Annotated in this window: 19 protein-coding genes; 14 read left to right on the top strand and 5 right to left on the bottom strand. The window is 41.3% G+C overall.

The features are described 5' to 3' along the window. Positions 1-12: 12 nt before the first annotated feature. Positions 13-1062 (top strand): YkvI family membrane protein, encoded by a 1050-nt coding sequence (locus CSV63_RS04545; protein WP_099694767.1) that lies wholly within the window; start codon positions 13-15, stop codon positions 1060-1062. Between the two features lie 39 nt (positions 1063-1101). On the opposite strand, the gene hmpA is transcribed toward CSV63_RS04545, so the two are convergent. Continuing rightward, the gene (hmpA, locus tag CSV63_RS04540; RefSeq protein ID WP_099694766.1) at positions 1102-2289 is read right to left on the bottom strand and encodes an NO-inducible flavohemoprotein; all 1188 of its coding nucleotides are present in this window, start codon (positions 2287-2289) and stop codon (positions 1102-1104) included. A 214-nt stretch (positions 2290-2503) separates the two neighbouring features. Here hmpA and CSV63_RS04535 point away from each other — a divergent pair, with 214 nt between their 5' ends. Continuing rightward, positions 2504-2944: an RrF2 family transcriptional regulator gene (locus tag CSV63_RS04535; protein ID WP_099694765.1), complete on the top strand. Its 441-nt coding sequence runs from the start codon at positions 2504-2506 to the stop codon at positions 2942-2944. A 58-nt stretch (positions 2945-3002) separates the two neighbouring features. Continuing rightward, positions 3003-3929, top strand: a complete 927-nt coding sequence (locus CSV63_RS04530; RefSeq protein ID WP_099635743.1) for a manganese-dependent inorganic pyrophosphatase — start codon at positions 3003-3005, stop codon at positions 3927-3929. A gap of 50 nt (positions 3930-3979) precedes the next feature. On the opposite strand, the gene CSV63_RS04525 is transcribed toward CSV63_RS04530, so the two are convergent. Then, positions 3980-5359, bottom strand: a complete 1380-nt coding sequence (locus CSV63_RS04525) for an FAD-dependent oxidoreductase (protein WP_099694764.1) — start codon at positions 5357-5359, stop codon at positions 3980-3982. A gap of 99 nt (positions 5360-5458) precedes the next feature. Here CSV63_RS04525 and CSV63_RS04520 point away from each other — a divergent pair, with 99 nt between their 5' ends. Next, positions 5459-6169 (top strand): DsbA family oxidoreductase, encoded by a 711-nt coding sequence (locus CSV63_RS04520; RefSeq protein WP_099635741.1) that lies wholly within the window; start codon positions 5459-5461, stop codon positions 6167-6169. A 169-nt stretch (positions 6170-6338) separates the two neighbouring features. On the opposite strand, the gene CSV63_RS04515 is transcribed toward CSV63_RS04520, so the two are convergent. After that, positions 6339-6854 (bottom strand): YceI family protein, encoded by a 516-nt coding sequence (locus tag CSV63_RS04515; protein WP_233191947.1) that lies wholly within the window; start codon positions 6852-6854, stop codon positions 6339-6341. Between the two features lie 166 nt (positions 6855-7020). Here CSV63_RS04515 and murB point away from each other — a divergent pair, with 166 nt between their 5' ends. Then, the gene (murB, locus tag CSV63_RS04510; RefSeq protein ID WP_099635739.1) at positions 7021-7941 is read left to right on the top strand and encodes a UDP-N-acetylmuramate dehydrogenase; all 921 of its coding nucleotides are present in this window, start codon (positions 7021-7023) and stop codon (positions 7939-7941) included. Positions 7942-8198: 257 nt separating this feature from the next. On the opposite strand, the gene CSV63_RS04505 is transcribed toward murB, so the two are convergent. Beyond that, the gene (locus CSV63_RS04505) at positions 8199-8873 is read right to left on the bottom strand and encodes an adenine nucleotide alpha hydrolase family protein (RefSeq protein ID WP_099635738.1); all 675 of its coding nucleotides are present in this window, start codon (positions 8871-8873) and stop codon (positions 8199-8201) included. A 295-nt stretch (positions 8874-9168) separates the two neighbouring features. Between CSV63_RS04505 and CSV63_RS04500 the strand changes: the two genes are divergently transcribed. From CSV63_RS04500 to CSV63_RS04460, 9 genes are all read left to right on the top strand, one after another. Then, on the top strand, positions 9169-11583 hold the full coding sequence (locus tag CSV63_RS04500) for a Na+/H+ antiporter subunit A (RefSeq protein WP_199203602.1): 2415 nt from the start codon (positions 9169-9171) through the stop codon (positions 11581-11583). Beyond that, a complete protein-coding gene (locus tag CSV63_RS04495) occupies positions 11570-11995 on the top strand; it encodes a Na(+)/H(+) antiporter subunit B (RefSeq protein ID WP_099635737.1) in 426 nt (141 codons plus the stop codon). Before CSV63_RS04500 ends, CSV63_RS04495 begins: the two co-directional genes overlap by 14 nt. Then, positions 11995-12321, top strand: coding sequence for a Na(+)/H(+) antiporter subunit C (locus CSV63_RS04490; RefSeq protein ID WP_099632448.1), 327 nt, complete (start codon positions 11995-11997; stop codon positions 12319-12321). The genes CSV63_RS04495 and CSV63_RS04490 overlap by 1 nt, the downstream gene beginning before the upstream one ends. Further along, complete coding sequence (locus tag CSV63_RS04485; RefSeq protein ID WP_099635736.1) at positions 12314-13798, top strand: Na+/H+ antiporter subunit D; 1485 nt, start codon at positions 12314-12316, stop codon at positions 13796-13798. Before CSV63_RS04490 ends, CSV63_RS04485 begins: the two co-directional genes overlap by 8 nt. Before the next feature lie 15 nt (positions 13799-13813). Continuing rightward, positions 13814-14296, top strand: a complete 483-nt coding sequence (locus CSV63_RS04480) for a Na+/H+ antiporter subunit E (RefSeq protein ID WP_099635735.1) — start codon at positions 13814-13816, stop codon at positions 14294-14296. Beyond that, positions 14293-14577, top strand: coding sequence for a Na(+)/H(+) antiporter subunit F1 (locus CSV63_RS04475; protein ID WP_099694762.1), 285 nt, complete (start codon positions 14293-14295; stop codon positions 14575-14577). The genes CSV63_RS04480 and CSV63_RS04475 overlap by 4 nt, the downstream gene beginning before the upstream one ends. Continuing rightward, positions 14555-14929, top strand: a complete 375-nt coding sequence (gene mnhG, locus CSV63_RS04470) for a monovalent cation/H(+) antiporter subunit G (protein ID WP_099694761.1) — start codon at positions 14555-14557, stop codon at positions 14927-14929. The genes CSV63_RS04475 and mnhG overlap by 23 nt, the downstream gene beginning before the upstream one ends. A gap of 91 nt (positions 14930-15020) precedes the next feature. After that, positions 15021-15374, top strand: a complete 354-nt coding sequence (locus CSV63_RS04465) for an ArsR/SmtB family transcription factor (RefSeq protein WP_099694760.1) — start codon at positions 15021-15023, stop codon at positions 15372-15374. Between the two features lie 49 nt (positions 15375-15423). Beyond that, positions 15424-16521 carry a GNAT family N-acetyltransferase gene (locus tag CSV63_RS04460; protein ID WP_099694759.1) on the top strand — a complete coding sequence of 366 codons (1098 nt, stop codon included), beginning with the start codon at positions 15424-15426 and terminating at the stop codon, positions 16519-16521. Between the two features lie 31 nt (positions 16522-16552). Here the strand turns inward: CSV63_RS04460 and CSV63_RS16340 are convergent, their stop codons facing one another. Beyond that, positions 16553-16708 (bottom strand): lmo0937 family membrane protein, encoded by a 156-nt coding sequence (locus CSV63_RS16340; protein ID WP_143560718.1) that lies wholly within the window; start codon positions 16706-16708, stop codon positions 16553-16555. Positions 16709-16817: the final 109 nt, after the last annotated feature.

The following is a 16817-nucleotide window of genomic DNA, read 5'->3' as shown; positions in this document are numbered from 1 at the left end:
ATAGGGGAAATTATGAAGAAGATACTAAATATGGGTAGTGCGTTTATTGGAATTATCGTAGGGGCAGGATTTGTATCCGGTAATGAAATCATGACGTATTTTACGAGTTTCGGCTACTTAGGCATGATTAGTGCAGTAATTTGTACGGCGCTCTTCGCTTACTTAGGCATGACATTAACGCGTCTTGGAAGTCGATTGCGAACAACTTCACATAAAGATGTGATTTACAAAATCAGTGGACGCTTTCTAGGCATAATAGTGGATGGTATTATCATCTTTACACTATTTGGTGTAGGTGTAGTTATGCTAGCGGGTGCGGGTGCCAACTTACATCAGCAATTTGGCTTGCCGACATTTGTAGGTAGTTTACTGATGATTGTGTTGGTGTTCTTGACGATATTATTAAACGTAGATAAAGTGGTTGCTGTAATCGGCAGTGTGACACCGTTTTTAATTATGACAGTAGTTGTCGTCTCTGTTTATAGTATTGTCACGATGGATACAACTTTCGCAGTTCTTGATCCTGTTGCAAAAGCGGTGCCAACAACATTGCCTAATTGGTTCATATCAGCAATTAATTATGTGTCATTTAATATTGCGGTAGGTGCTTCGATGACTATTGTCATGGGAGGGGCGGAAAAAGATGAAAAAATTGCGGCGCGAGGTGGGTTCGTAGGTGGTCTTGGATTAGGTATTTTAATTCTGTTAAGTCATTTGGCGCTTTTTTCGCAAGTGGAAAATGTGGCGGGAACAGATCTACCGATGCTTGCCATCATCAATAATATTTCTCCAATCTTTGCAATCTTCATGGCGGTTATTTTATACGGCATGATCTTTAATACAGCAGTCAGTATGTTCTACGCGTTTGGTGCTCGATTCATCCAAAGTGGTACGATAAAGTTTAAGATATTCGTAGCGTTTTCATTAGTAATTGGCTATGCATTAAGTTTTCTAGGATTCACAAATTTGGTTAATACACTGTATCCGATTGTCGGCTATTTAGGTTTGTTTTTAGTTGTGGCACTCCTTAGGGCTTCGATCCGTATGCCGAATAAAATATAAATATACCCCCGCGGGAAAATTCGCGGGGGTTGTTTGTGCTTAAACAGATTGTAATTGAAGGGCTACAGCTGGTCCGAAGAACTCGAAGTGAATTTTCTCTTCCGGAATACCCATGGCGTGAAGCTGTTGAAGAACGAACTCCATGAAGCCAGTTGGTCCACATACATAGACATCACTGCCTGCAATCACGTTTTCTTCTAAGAACTTACGTGTGAACATGCCGTCTCCCTCTTCTGAATAAAGCGCTTTGTACGTAGAGTTTGGTAGTTTAGCATTTAATTGCTCTAGTTTATTCGCAAATGCTTGTTGGCTGCGTGTACGTGCAGAGTGCAAGAATGCCACTTCACGTTCAGGAGACAAATCTGCGATAGTTGAATACATAGCTTTCATTGGTGTAATACCAACTCCACCGCTGATTAATGTGACAGGTGCTGTGCCAGTAGGATCTAGATAGAAGTCGCCTGCTGGTGCGCTCACTTCGACGATGTCGCCTACACTTGCATGTTCATGCAAGTAGCATGATACTACACCTTTTGGTGATAATGTATCTTCACGTTTAACCGAGATACGGAAAGTTTCGTCGTTTGATTTTTGAGACAAGCTGTACTGACGATTAACAATATTTTTCGCGCCTGGGATTTCCATGCGGATCGTAATGTATTGTCCTGGTAAGTAGTATGGCAATTTTTTACCGTCAACAGGTTTTAAGTAAAATGAAGTAATGACATCACTTTCTTCTACTTTGTCGACAATTTCGAAGTCTTTAAATAAGTGCCATCCACCATCAGCTTTTTCTGTATTCTCATACATATCTTTTTCTACACCGATGAAAGCGCCAGCGATTACGCCATAAGCGGCTTCCCATGCATCTATAATTTCAGGCGTTGCTGCATCGCCAAGTACTTCTTTGATTGCTTTTAACAAATACTCTCCGACAATTGGATAATGTTCTGGCAAGATTCCAAGAGATACGTGCTTGTGCGCGATTTGGACAACCACCGGTAGAATCGCTTCTAGGTTATCAATATGTTGCGCTGCCGCGTATACTGTGTTTGCAAGGGCTGTCTGTTGACGACCTTGAGATTGGTTAGCATGGTTGAATATATCTAGTAATTCGGGATGAGCCACAAACATGTTTTTATAGAAAGCCGTAGTAATAGCTGTTCCGTGTTCTTCTAGTACTGGTACTGTGGATTTGATAACATCGATAGTTTTTTGATCTAACATTGATGATACACAACCTCTCCGTATTTGATATCTCTATAATAAATCATTTAGAATTCAAAAGCTATATATAAAATACATGTTTAAAAATATATTGTGAAAGTTGTCACATTATATTCAATAATTAGTCATGCTATTACGTGTAATGACCAGTGCCAATCCATGATTTTTCAATTGAAAATGCTATAATAATGAAAGAATAGAAAGTGGTGAAATTATGCGTTTAACAATGTATACAGATTATTCGCTGCGTGTTCTGATTTTTTTAGCTTCCAAGCCATCGGATGAACTGTCTACAGTACAAGAAATCTCGGATGCATATCAAATCTCGAAAAATCACCTCACCAAGATAGTCCACGAATTAGGAAAACTGGAACTGATCGAAACCATTCGTGGCCGCGGTGGTGGAATCCGTCTCAGTGTGGATCCAGCTAGCATGAATGTAGGTAAACTAGTCCGGAAAATAGAAGACGATTTCCACTTAGTCGAATGCTTTGACCCTAGTAAGAATATGTGCGTGTTGTCTCAAGCTTGTCAGCTAAAGGGTGTATTATACGAAGCGCTTCAAGCTTACTTCGCCGTGCTAGATCGTTACACGATTGCCGATTTCCTTCATAATAAGGAAGAAATACAATCTTTACTATTTCCCACTAGTTAATCCTGAATAGTGTGTTAGAATATAGGTAGTAAACAGAGTGAATTAGGAGGAATTAAATATGTCAAAAGTGTTAGTCATTGGGCATAAAAATCCAGATACAGATTCTATCGCATCAGCGATTACGTATGCCTATCTTAAACAACAAATCGGAATGGATGCAGAAGCTGTTCGACTAGGGAATATTACGAAAGAAACAGCGTATGCACTTAAAACTTTCGGTTTTGAAGCACCCCGCTTAATTGAAAGAGCCGCACCTGAAACATCTCAAGTCATCTTAGTTGACCACAACGAGAGACAACAAAGTGTGGATGACTTGGATGATGTACAAGTATTGGAAGTAATCGACCACCACCGTATCGCGAACTTCCAGACAAACGATCCATTGTATTATCGTGCAGAGCCAGTAGGCTGTACGGCAACGATCTTGAACAAATTATTCAAAGAGCATGGTGTTGAAATTCCGAAAAACATTGCTGGTTTAATGCTTTCGGCAATCGTATCGGATTCATTATTATTCAAATCGCCAACATTCACAGATCAAGACCAAGTAGCTGCTGAAGAACTAGCTGCAATTGCGGAAGTAGATGCTGCAGCCTACGGTTTGGATATGTTGAAAGCTGGAGCAGACTTAAGCGCTGTACCTGTGAAGGATTTAGCTAGTCTAGATTCGAAAGAGTTTATATTCGGCGATGTGAAAATGGAAATTGCACAAGTAAATGCAGTGGACTTGCAAGACATTCTTGGTCGACAAGATGAACTAGAAGCGGAGTTAAATGAAGTGATCGAGCAAAAAGGGCTAGATTTATTCCTGTTTGTTGTGACGGATATCATCAATAGCGATTCCGTAATCATTGCGCTAGGAAACGAAGCCGAACGTGCAGGATCTGCATTCAATGTAGCCTTCAATAATAATTCCGCTTTGTTAAAAGGTATTGTTTCACGTAAGAAGCAAATTGTGCCTGTATTGACTGAAGCACTTTCTTAATCAATAGACTGTCATGGAAATCGGTAACCCGATCTTCTATGACAGTTTTTTTATCCTAAATCTACTGGTTGTGTAGCGGGACCTTCCAACACGGTCCCGTCCGCACGAAAACGAGATCCATGACACGGACAGTCCCACGTTTGATCTCCTTTATTCCAACGGGTACGACAGCCCATATGCGTACAAATTGGGGAGTCGGTCCGGGCGATATGTCCACCAGCAAATTCCTTTACGGTACGTCCGGCCAATAGTAAAGCCCGGTTTGACAAGGAGCCGAAATCTGTTCTACTAGGAGAAAATAATTCGCTTGCGGCATTCGGTCTTCCGATAATCGCATCCGAAATAATTTCTGCGCAGGCTAAGGAATTAGATAGTCCCCATTTTCGATAGCCTGTACTAATGTAGACGTCTGGCGAAGAGTCTGAAATTGCGCCTGCATAAGGCACTAAGTCCGGTGTGGACGGGTCCTGAGCTGACCATTTGTAGACAACTTCAGGATGTCCCAATGTCGTTTTTATATCCTCCGTTAAGCTGTCGTAATGTAGCTGTGTTTCTTTTTCCGAACCAGCAGGATGAGATTGGGCAGCTAGTAACAAGTAAGATTGGTCGTCGATCGTCGCTGTCCGTATCGAACGTTTCGGCTCATCTACCGAGATATATTGATGGTCAAATAAAGTATCTGTTTTTGCCGCGGCGATATAGGAGCGCTCGACATCTAGTTTAAGAATTTGCATGCCTTCTAGTGCTTCAATGGGGTAATGTGAACAGATAACTAGTTGTCGATAACTGACTACCTTAGATGAAGAGAGTTTGACAAAATAACGATCAGTATCCAGGGCAGCAACTTGTGCATGTTCAAATATACGTGCGCCTTCTTTTACAGCGAGCTGTGCTAATCGCTGTCCAAAACGCACTGGATGTATTTGTGCTTCGTCTTCAATCAGTAAAGTATGAGCGGTTTCAAAAGGTAAGTAGGATGCATTCCCCGCAAGTATAAATGGTATCCCAATCGCCTCATATGCTTTTTTCTCCGCAAGTAATCGTTCCGTACCTTCAGTTGTTTGAGAATATAGCGCGGAGTGTGCGGTTTTCAGTTGATCTGCTTCCGCGATGGATCGTGCGAAATTAATGGCTTGTTCATTTGTATTGAAATATTGTTTTGCGCTTTCGACACCAAACTGTTCAATCATATCCGCATAGACTAGATCATGTTGTGCGGTTAATTTACCTGTAGAATTTCCTGTTGCTCCATGCAGTAAACTGTTTTTCTCGAGCAACACGACGTCCTTTCCTTGTTTAGACAAAAAATATGCATTTGCTATGCCGCTCAGACCGCCTCCGATGATTAGCACATCACAAGTTAAATCATCATCTACAGTTGGATAGGTAGACTGCGGATAAGCGGTGGCAAGCCATAAAGATTGATTCATTCCGACACCTCATTCTGTGAATTTATATAATCCAAGCATTAACATTGTTGCCAACTTTACTTGAATCTAAAATAGAGAATAGAAAGGTGGGGCAAAAAAATGTTAATTGAAGTATGGTCGGATTATGTTTGTCCGTTTTGCTATATTGGAAAGAGACGTTTGGAGCATGCGTTGAAACAATTAGGGCTTGAAGAGAAATCGGAAGTTGTATTCAAGGCATTTCAACTGGATCCAAATACGCCAGTAGCTTCAGACCAATCATTAGTAGACGGGTTAGCTAGTAAATTCAAAGTCACCAAACAAGAAGCAGAAAACATGTTGAATAATGTTAAAGAGCAAGCAAAAACCGTTGATCTTCACTATCAAGTGGATCGAATGAAAACGTCGAATACGCTCGATGCACACCGTCTAGCGAAATTCGCAGAGACGCGCAATGTAGAGAAAGGAGTGATAGAGCGTCTCATGCATGCTTACTTTGTGGAAGGGGAACGTATCGATACGGAGGAAGTACTCGTAAGGATTGCAACAGAAGCTGGATTAGATGCAAGGAAAACTAAAGATCTGCTTCATAGTGATGATTTCAAGGATGAAGTAAAAGAAGATATTGAAGAAGCGCGGGAAATTGGTGTCCAAGGTGTGCCATTCTTTGTCATTAATCGAAAATATGCTATAAGTGGAGCGCAGCCTACGGAAGCATTTGTTGATGCGCTTGAGAAGATTGCAGAAGAAGAGAAGGGGACAAAACCTAAGTTGCAAGTAGTTGGCACAGATGATGGCGGGCAGTGTGATGATGGAGCTTGTGATATCTGAAAAAAGTTAAATAGTTAAATTGTTTTTTGGGACTGAAGAAAACTCTGAAAAATTAAGCGGAGTTTTGTCTTCAGTCTTTTTTGTGGGTTACTAGTCTGTTTGAAGCAGTGTATTAGTTAATTGTAAGTGGATTCGTCCCATCGGAATAGTAATCAACAGTGCTTTCACATTATCTTTCATCTTTGCAAATTGCTACTAACATCTTGATATCAATAATATCTCCAACCATTACACCACCAGCTTCGATTGCACGGTTCCACATTAATCCGAAATCTTTTCGTTTGATTTCACCCTCGACGAGATATGTAGCACCGAATACGGTAACTTCTTGAGGAGTGATGCAGAATATGGCTCTTTTACTCGTGTTTTTAACAGTCAAGTCACCGGACATTTGATATCTACCTTCTGTATCGTTGTAAATTGTGCGGGAAGAGAATGTCATTTTGGGGAAAGTTTCGGCATCAAAAAAGTCCGCGGAGCATAGATGTAGATCACGGTCTCTATTCTTTGTATCAATTGAAGAAACGAGTACTTGAAAACTAATATTAGTTTTCGTCAAATTCGCTATGTTACCTTGTAATTCTCCTGAAAACTCTTCAAACGTTCCCGTGACAGTTGATACCATCATATGTGGAACGGAAAAGCCGACAGTGGACGCCGTGGGATCTACTTTCCATGTATTCACTTTCACTCCTCCTTATGGATAGTTAGTTAGCTAAACTGTAATTGAAAAAACAAAAAAAGTCAAAATGAAAAACCTTGTCAAAAGGACTGATTGCAAGCATACTAATAGGGGGATAAGATTGTTTCCGTAAAACTGGAGACACGTATACTGAAAGGACTTGATGTAGATGTCAAAACATCGATGGTTTGAAGATCTTCAAAAGAACATACAAAACGGTTGGTTATTACTTGATGAGCCATTAAACAAATATACGAAAACACGTCTGGGTGGTAAAGCGGATGTCTTCGCAGCGCCTGGCACAATAGAAGAAGTGCAAGCGATTGTTAGCTATGCTTATCAGCATAAAATTCCTATTTTGTTGCTCGGGAACGGTTCCAATATGGTCGTTCGTGACGGTGGCGTTCGTGGAATTGTAATGTATATGGCGAACCTAAATCATATCGAGATTGATGGTAATAGAATGATTGCGGAAGCTGGAGCAAATATTATCGATGCGTCTAAGGAAGCAGCGATAGCTTGTTTAACGGGTCTAGAGTTTGCTTGCGGGATACCAGGTTCAATTGGTGGTGCAATGGCAATGAACGCAGGAGCGTACGGTGGAGAAATTAAAGATATTATTCATCAAGCGACTGTAATGGATGACACAGGGAAAATTTTCAAGCTTTCAAAAGAGGAGTTGGAACTAGGATATCGTAAGAGCATCATTACTACAGAAGGCTATTATGTTCTATCCGCAGAATTTTGGCTCACAAAAGGTGAACAGTGTGAAATCGATGCGGCAGTTGCCGACTTAACATTCCAACGTGAGTCAAAACAACCGCTTGAATATCCGTCAGCTGGAAGTGTGTTCAAGCGTCCACCAGGTTACTTTGCTGGGAAGTTGATTCAAGATAGCGGCTTGCAAGGCAAAGGCTTTGGTGGAGCTGAAGTGTCTACTAAACACGCGGGATTCATCGTCAATAAAAGTGATGCCACAGCAGCAGATTACATCCAAACAATTGAGATGGTCAGAGCGGAAGTGAAAAAGAACTTCGGGATTGATCTGGAGATGGAAGTGAAGATCGTAGGGGAAGAACTTTCTGAATAATAGAAGCGACAGGAGCTGTCCGCGATGTCATAACGACCTCTCGGGACAGTTCTTTTCTGATATGAAAAGTTGGAAAAATAGCTGGCTAAGTGATAAGAGGGAATTGATGTTTCAGATGGGATTTTTCCTAGAGGGCTTGTTAGCCGGGAAACGTTCCATCGTACTACCTACTTAACTCGCATTAAATAAATTCTTAGATCTGTGCCTTAAATCCATGCAAAAAAGAGGGGGCCCGTTTCTAGCCACCTCTCATGATATTAATTTTGTATCTTGCATTGGATCTTGCTTGGGTCGAGTACTTGGTCATCTTCTATCTGCACCTGGCATATCTTACTGTTTTGCATGAACTTAAAAATTCCGTTGTTAAAATCGGTCCCAATCTCCTTAAAGAAGATTCCCTCATACTGCGCATGCTTCGAAAGCGTGAAGTTGATACGAAAGCCGTCGCCATCGGAAATCAAATATGCACGTACGCCTTTTTCAAACGATCCTTCGATCTCACTCTTTATCGCACGATCAACCGACACGACATGGAAATCAACAAATGGAATTTCTCTTAATAAGACGTTCATGAAAGAGCCTTTTGTGATTTCTTCCCAGCGACTTTGCGCGGTCTGTCCGATAATAATTTGTGTAATGCCGTATTGGTGAGCCACTTCTTTGATAACTTTTGCAGCTGGACGCTTCTCATCGTCGCGGATAATGAATGCTTCGACATCCAATTCTTCCGCAAGTTCTTGCCAACGGTCTATATACTCTGATTTCTCTACATCAAAGTCATCGAGTGGTGCAGGGTCGACTGTCAGGATATAGAGCGGACAGTCCATGATTGTTGCAATTTTATATCCTCTATTAATGAGACGTTCACCATTTGGACCGTAATACACACAAACGAGAATTCCCTCGTCCATACGGCTTTTCATTTTGCCCATAATGACTCATCACCTCTTCAAATTCAATAAACTAATTATTACTGGTTCACACTTTAGGAGGGTGCTTTCCGCTGCAATTCCGCCAGAGAACCTCATCCTATATAGGATTACGAACGTAGCCTTACTGTATACTAACCGCGCTTTTTATGCGGTTTTTACTAAAGTAGTGTATACTTTCGAGTAGGGAATGTACATTTTGCTTAGAGTCCCATTATGCATAACGTACAGTGTTCAGTCAAGAGTCTCTGAGTATTCTATTGACATTAATAATCGATTAATTCTAGGAGGTGTTGGATTGATAACCGTCTTACTGGCAATATTCATTCCATTTATCGCAGCTTGTTTGGTTCCGTTTATACATAAATTTTTGACCGGTAGTCGGATTGGTTGGTTTGTCATCACCATTCCAATTTTCTTGTTTGTCTTACTGATTCGTCTTGTTCCTTCGCTTTCTGAAGGAGCTTCCTATTTATACACGTTGCCTTGGATACCTTCTGCAGACGTCTATTTTTCCACACATTTGGATGGACTAAGTATAATTTTTGCTTTATTGATTACAGGAATTGGTAGTCTGGTTGTATTGTATTCCATTTACTATCTTTCAGAACGGGAAGCGATCGGTCGCTTTTATACATATTTACTGTTGTTCATGGGAGCTATGCTAGGCGTCGTGTTATCCGATAATCTAATCGTCCTGTATGTGTTTTGGGAATTGACGAGTATTTCTTCCTTCTTACTCATTGCTTTTTGGTATCACCGAAAGCAGTCAAGATACGGAGCAAAGAAATCGATGCTGATTACCGTCACTGGCGGCATTTTCATGTTAGTCGGATTTTTAATGCTATACACCATTACAGGAACGTTCAATTTACAAGAGTTAATCGCTATGCGAGAAGTGATTGCGGCAGATTCATTGTTTGTACCTGCTATGTTGCTTGTGTTAATTGGCGCATTCACGAAGTCCGCACAGTTCCCTTTCCATATCTGGCTACCTGACGCAATGGAAGCCCCTACGCCTGTTAGTGCCTACCTACACTCCGCTACGATGGTTAAAGCGGGTATTTATTTAGTAGCGAGATTTACCCCGGTCTTCGCAGGTGATACGACGTGGTTTTATGTCGTATCTTGTGTAGGGTTATTGACGATGTTGTGGGGATCTGTCAACGCGGTAAAGCAAACAGATTTGAAAGCCTTGCTCGCGTTCTCAACAGTGAGTCAACTGGGTATGATTATGAGTTTGCTTGGTATCGGCTCATTGGCATTTGCTTCTTCTGAAAGCACGCACATCGCGTTATTCACCGCTGCTACATTCGCTGCATTATTTCATTTGATTAATCATTCCACCTTTAAAGGTTCTTTATTTATGGTCGTCGGAATTTTAGATCACGAGCTAGGTACACGTAATATTCAACGACTTGGTGGCTTGGCAACGATTATGCCGATTACATTTACCATTGCACTGATTGGCAGTTTTTCCATGGCAGGACTACCACCATTTAACGGCTTTTTAAGTAAGGAATTATTTTTTGAAGCGATGCTGTCATTAAAAGAAGCGAATCTATTATCAGTGGATTCATTGGTGTTGTTGTTCCCAATCATTGCATGGATCGGCAGTATATTCACGTTCATTTATTGTATGATCATAGTATTTCAGACGTTTTTCGGCAAAGTACATGCACCGCTTCCTGGACATAGACCTGCTCATGAAGCACCGATTCAGATGTTGATTTCACCTATGGTACTTGGCAGTCTGGTCGTACTTATTTTCATCTTCCCGAATCTGCTCGGTACGTATATTTTAGGACCAGCAATGAATGCGGTATATCCGCAATTTGTGGGGTTGCCTGGTCTAGTTCCAGAAATACGAGTGTGGCATGGCTTTGGGATGCCAATCTTCATGACAATCGGTGTAATTATCGCAGGGATTTTATTGTATGGTTTCTTGCGTTACTGGAAAGGGATTTACAGTTTGGGCTTTTTACAATGGACGCTTGATCGCTCCTATAATGCATTATTACAACGAATTGAACGACTGGCTTCTGTAGTGACGAAAACGTATATGACTGGTTCAGTGCGAGATTACGTTGCGTATATCATGCTGTTTTTCATTACTCTGGTCAGTATAGGTTTGCTTGATTTTCAGCAATTCGTTTTCGACTTTTCGAATGATGCGGAAATTGAGATAAATGAAAGTATCATTATTTTCGTTATGATGTGTTCAAGTGTAGCGATTTTATTTGCTAAATCCAGGATTACTGCCATTGTTCTTAACGGTGTGCTTGGCTATTCTATCGCCATTCTATTTGTTGTATTCCGGGCACCAGATCTGGCGTTGACGCAAATAATTGTCGAGACGGTTACAACCGTACTATTCTTATTGTGCTTCTATTATTTACCGGAATGGAAAAATGAACATAAGTCGATTTCCATGCGAGTACGTAATGGGTTGATCGCGGTGGCTTCCGGTGTGGCTGTTACTGTTATCGCTTTGCTCGTGCAAGGCCATTCGTTGTATCCGTCTATTTCCGTCTATTATGAAACAGCATCACGGCTTGCAGGTGGTTTAAATGTAGTGAATACGATACTTGGTGACTTCCGTGCATTCGATACGATGCTTGAAGTATTGGTATTATTTATTGCAGGTCTCGGTGTCTTTTCATTAGTCAAGTTGCGTCGCAAGAAGGGAGTGGATCACCCTGAAGAAAAATGATGTGATCTTACAGACGGTGACGAAGATCGTATTCTTCATTATCTTAACGTTTGGCGTGGAGCTTTTTTTATCAGGACATAATAATCCAGGCGGTGGCTTTATTGGCGGACTGGTGCTCTCTTCTGCGTTTGTATTATTGTATTTAGTGTATGACATAGAAACAGTTCACCGAGGAACGCCTTTTGATTTTAAGCGAGTGGCGGCATTTGGTGTGTTTCTTGCGGTAGGTACAGGAATGCTGTCGTTGTTGTTCGGTGAGTCTTTCCTGTCACAAACCACATGGCTTGTGGACTTACCGGTTTTTGGTGAGACAGAACTTGGAACGATGACAATTTTTGAAGCAGGAGTCGCCCTGACTGTCCTCGGTGTTGTCGTGACGATTATTTTGGGAATCAGTGAGGATGTGGAGTAATGGAGACATTAATTACCCTTCTGGTAGGTGTGCTAGTGGCAGTAGGCGTTTATTTACTTTTATCAAAAGAAATGTTGCGAATTATTTTGGGAACAGCAATTCTGTCGCATGCCATTCATTTATTATTATTGACGATGGGCGGTTTAAAAAAAGGTGAGGTCCCGTTGCTAACAGAGACTGCAGCGGAATATACCGATGCATTGCCGCAAGCGTTGATTCTGACAGCGATTGTTATCAGTTTCGCGGTGACAGCATTTTTACTCGTATTATCGTACCGTGTATATCAAGAGTCTGGACTTGGATTGCGAGGGCAAGAAGATGAATAATATATTGGTATTGCCTATGATCTTGCCTGTTTTAGTAGGTGTGATGTTAGTATTCCTACGCCCTTATATTCGTGTTCAACGTATACTTAGTGTGCTGACGACGATAGCTTCTGCTGCTGTGGCAGCCTATTGTCTCCAACATATTCACCTGAACGGCATCATGCGTTTGGATTTTGGAGATTGGTTACCACCACATGGAATTTTGTTTGTGGGCGATTCCTTCGCGATGTTATTAGTATTAGTTGCGTGCGTCGTTTCCAGTATAATTTTGCTGTATGCATTCGCTACGACAGGGATTGAAACAGAAGTGATGTTTTTCTATCCCTTCTTCCTATTTTTAGTGGCAGGAGTCAATGGCTCATTTCTGACTGGCGATTTATTTAATCTATTTGTTTGTTTTGAAGTCATGTTACTAGCTTCCTATGTGCTGCTGACTCTTGGAGGACGTAAAACACAGTTAAAAGAAGGTATGACGTATGTATTGATCAATGTGCTGGCTTCTTGGTTCTTCTTGTTGGGTATCGCATATGTATACGGTGTACTAGGCACGTTGAACATGGCACATATTGCTGTACGCGTAGCAGAAACGGGACAAGGACCTCTGTTGACGCTGATCGCGATTATTTTCTTGATCGTCTTTAGCTTAAAAGCGGGCTTGCTACTTTATTTCTGGCTGCCTGGTTCTTATTCCGCACCTCCTATTGCGGTAGCGGCACTGTTTGGCGCATTACTGACGAAGGTCGGTATTTATGCGTTGTACCGCATGTTCACATTAATATTTATACATGATCCAGTTATCTATAAAATCATTGGCGTGCTAGCCGGTGTCACAATGATCGCGGGTTGTCTCGGAGCGATTGCATATTCTGATATACGTCAGATCGTCTCCTATAACGTCATCATTTCCGTTGGTTTTGTGTTGACAGGTCTGGCGGTTGCTACGAATACTGCATTTCAAGGTGCGAGCTATTATTTGATTCATGACATGGTGAGTAAAGCGTTGCTATTTTTATTGGCGGGGACTGTCGTATATTTGACAGGACGTTCGAAGTTCAATGAAATCAGCGGCTTAATTCGAAATTATCCGTTAGTCGGTTGGTTATTTTTCTTAACGATGCTTGCGATTTCTGGAATCCCGCCATTCAGCGGATTTATTGGAAAAGTATACATAGGGTTAGGTGTAATTGAAACGGGCTCTTACGTGTTGCTTGCAGTGTCGTTTTTATCGAGTATCGGAGTATTGTATTCACTTCTTCGTATTTTCCTCAATAGTTTTTGGGGCGAAACCATAATTAGTGAGGATGATCATAAGCCTTTTCAAAAGACGATTGGTTTGCCGCTTGTATTACTTGCAATACTCGTAGTTGGATTAGGTATAGGTGCAGAACTGCTGTCGCCTTATATAGAAGATGCGGCCAATGCCTTAACAAATCCGGAACAGTATATACGTGCTGTGATGGGGGACAATTTAGAGTAGGGAGGGGGAGACGACATGCCGTTACAGCTTCTGCTAAATTTATTCATTGCATTTTTATGGATGACGCTGATGGATGAGGATGAACTGAGATTCACGACATTTTTCATGGGGTTTCTAGTCGGACTTGGCATTATCTTTGTCATGAGTCGGTTTTTCGATACGCATTTCTATTTACGCAGAGTATATGCTGCGTGCAAGCTCTTGTTAATCTTTATAAGTGAACTAACGCAGTCCAGTATAGTAGTCATCTCCCAAATCATGAGACCTACACTACGTATTAAGCCAGGTATTTTTAAATACAAGACGATTTTGACGAGTGATGTGGAAGTGACCATGCTGTCTATGCTTCTCACTTTAACACCAGGCTCGGTCGTGATGGAGGTATCTTCTGAGGGAAATGAGTTATATATTCACGCAATGGACGTGGAAGAATCGCGGGATGGATTAATTAAGCAACTGAAGAACTTCGAGAAAGCGATTATGGAGGTGACACGATGATAGAAAGTATGCTGACAATATCGGTCATACTATTCGCGCTGACTATTTTGGTGGCAGTCATTCGAATTATCTTAGGTCCTTCCCTACCGGATCGTGTGGTAGCACTCGATGTAATCGGTGTGAATTTAATTGCTACAATTGCCGTCGTGTCGGTGATTTTAAATACAAAAGCATTTTTGGAGGCGATCTTGATCCTTGGAATTCTTTCCTTTATCGGAACGATCGCATTTTCAAAATTTATTGAGAGGGGGAAAATAGTTGAACGGGAGCGAGATCGGTGAATTTATAGGGGCTTTGTTGATTTTGACAGGAGCTGTTGCCAGTATGTTGAGTGTCTTTGGGTTGATCCGCTTACCGGATGTCTATACTCGGTCACACGCGGCAACGAAAAGTTCGACGTTGGCAGTGTTATTGACATTGTCTGGCTCATTCGTTTATTTTCTCTTCGCCGAAAACTTTATTAGCGTACGATTGCTTCTTGGAATCGGCTTTGTATTTTTAACAGCACCGGTAGCGGGGCATGTAATTATCCGTGCTGCTTATCGATCGAAAGTTATGTTGGCGGATATTTCCACAGAAGATGAATTATATGAAAAAATTCATGGACAAAACACAGAAGATATAAAGCAATAGTTGATTCAACTGAACAGGAGAGTCAATTGATTTTTTACTTTCCTATCTATATAATTACCGTAATCTGTAGTCGACTGAACGGGGTGATAAAGTGTTAAATCAAAATGCTTGTGAAGTAACCGTTGTGCACGAAGATATAGTTCGTAAAATTCGAAAAGAGCTTCCTGATGTAACGGAAATGGTACAAATCTTTAAAGCACTAGCTGATGAAACACGTTTGCGGATTGCTTATTCACTGACATTGGTATCGGAAATGTGCGTATGTGATGTAGCGGCAGTGATTCAATCTTCATCCGCTACCGCTTCTCATCATTTACGTTATTTACGGGATCATTCAATGGCTAAATCGGAAAGACGTGGAAAAATGGTATACTACTCTTTGGCAGACGAGCATGTCGCGGACTTAGTGAAAATTGCATACGAACATGCAATTGAAGCCAAGTAAACGATATAATATTATGTGAGGCGCCTGTAGTCATGATGGAGGAATTTTAATGCGCTTACAAGAATGGACGATAGAAGAACAAGATTTACTTATTCAGTTTATGACGACAAATTCGTGGCCCTACCATGATAGTAGTCAGCCAGGTCGCGAATTGCTTGAAAAGTCGATTGAAGAAGGCGGCTATGCATCTGATGACGTAAAGACATTCTGGATTGAGAATAATGAAAACGAAAAAGTGGGAATCGTAACAGTCTATGACTTACAAGAAGATGTACCATTATTCGATTTGCGGATTGCTGATCATTTTAGAGGTTATGGGTATGGGTCGCGGGCGCTAAAAAAACTCACGCAATACGTATTCGAACTACCGGAGCATAAAATTCGTATAGAAGGACATACGCGCCATGATAATGCAGCTATGCGTAAAGCGTTTGAGCGGGCCGGTTTTGTAAAGGAAGCACATTTGCGCCAAGCATGGTTCCTTCCGAAAGAGAATACGTATTATGATGCGGTAACATATGGAATGACGAGAGAAGATTATGAAGCTGGAACAACAACGCCTGTGCGTTGGGAAGACCGAGAACGTGACGTTAAGAGCATACCGGGTTTCAAAGAACAGCTACAATCTGAGCGGCTACATATTCGAGCGCCTGAATTAAACGACGTGATGGATGTTTGGGGTGCGGTATCACATTCAATTCCTACGTTGCGTAAGTGGACTGGATGGGCACAGAAGGATATGACGATTGAAACGACGGAGGAATATGTGCGCCAATCAGTTTCTGAATTCATCAGTAGAAAATCTTTGAACTTTCATCTGTTTTTGAAAGAAACAGGTGAATTCATTGGTTGCGCGGGTTTCCATCGTATCGATTGGAGCATTCGTAAATTTGAAGTAGAGTATTGGCTAGATACAAAGTTTGAAGGCGAAGGCTATATGACAGAAGCGATCAAAGAGCTTGTGGAGTTTGCATTTACAGATTTATCGGCTGTGCGGATCGAATTGGTTTGTGATGAGAACCATAGTAAAGGTCGTGCAGTAGCAAAACGAACGAATTTTGAACTAGAAGGGATTTTACGCAAAAATGCCCCTTCTGCGAATGGGCAAGGCTTACGCAACACATGTGTGTACGCGATAGTTACCTGATCACAGAAGGAGCATTTTACGCTAGTTTTCCCTATATCGAACGTCTTCCAGTTATTAATTGAATGACAAAGATAATACCGGCAATTACTAAAAGTGTGTGGATTAAGCCACCACCAATATTTGCTACTAAACCAATTACCCATAATGCTATAAGAACTACGATAATAAGCCATAATAAACGACCCATGGTGAATCAACTCCTTTTCATTGTTATTTGCTATGTAAGTATATTACCCACCCTTTCAAATCTTAAACTTTTAAGATTTGAAAGGGTGATGTTGACGGTCAAATGAGGA

It is taken from the genome of Sporosarcina sp. P34 (genome assembly GCF_002743375.1).
Taxonomy (GTDB): domain Bacteria; phylum Bacillota; class Bacilli; order Bacillales_A; family Planococcaceae; genus Sporosarcina.
The sequence above is the reverse complement of the archived record's forward strand: the minus strand, read 5'-3'. Positions and strand labels throughout refer to the sequence as shown.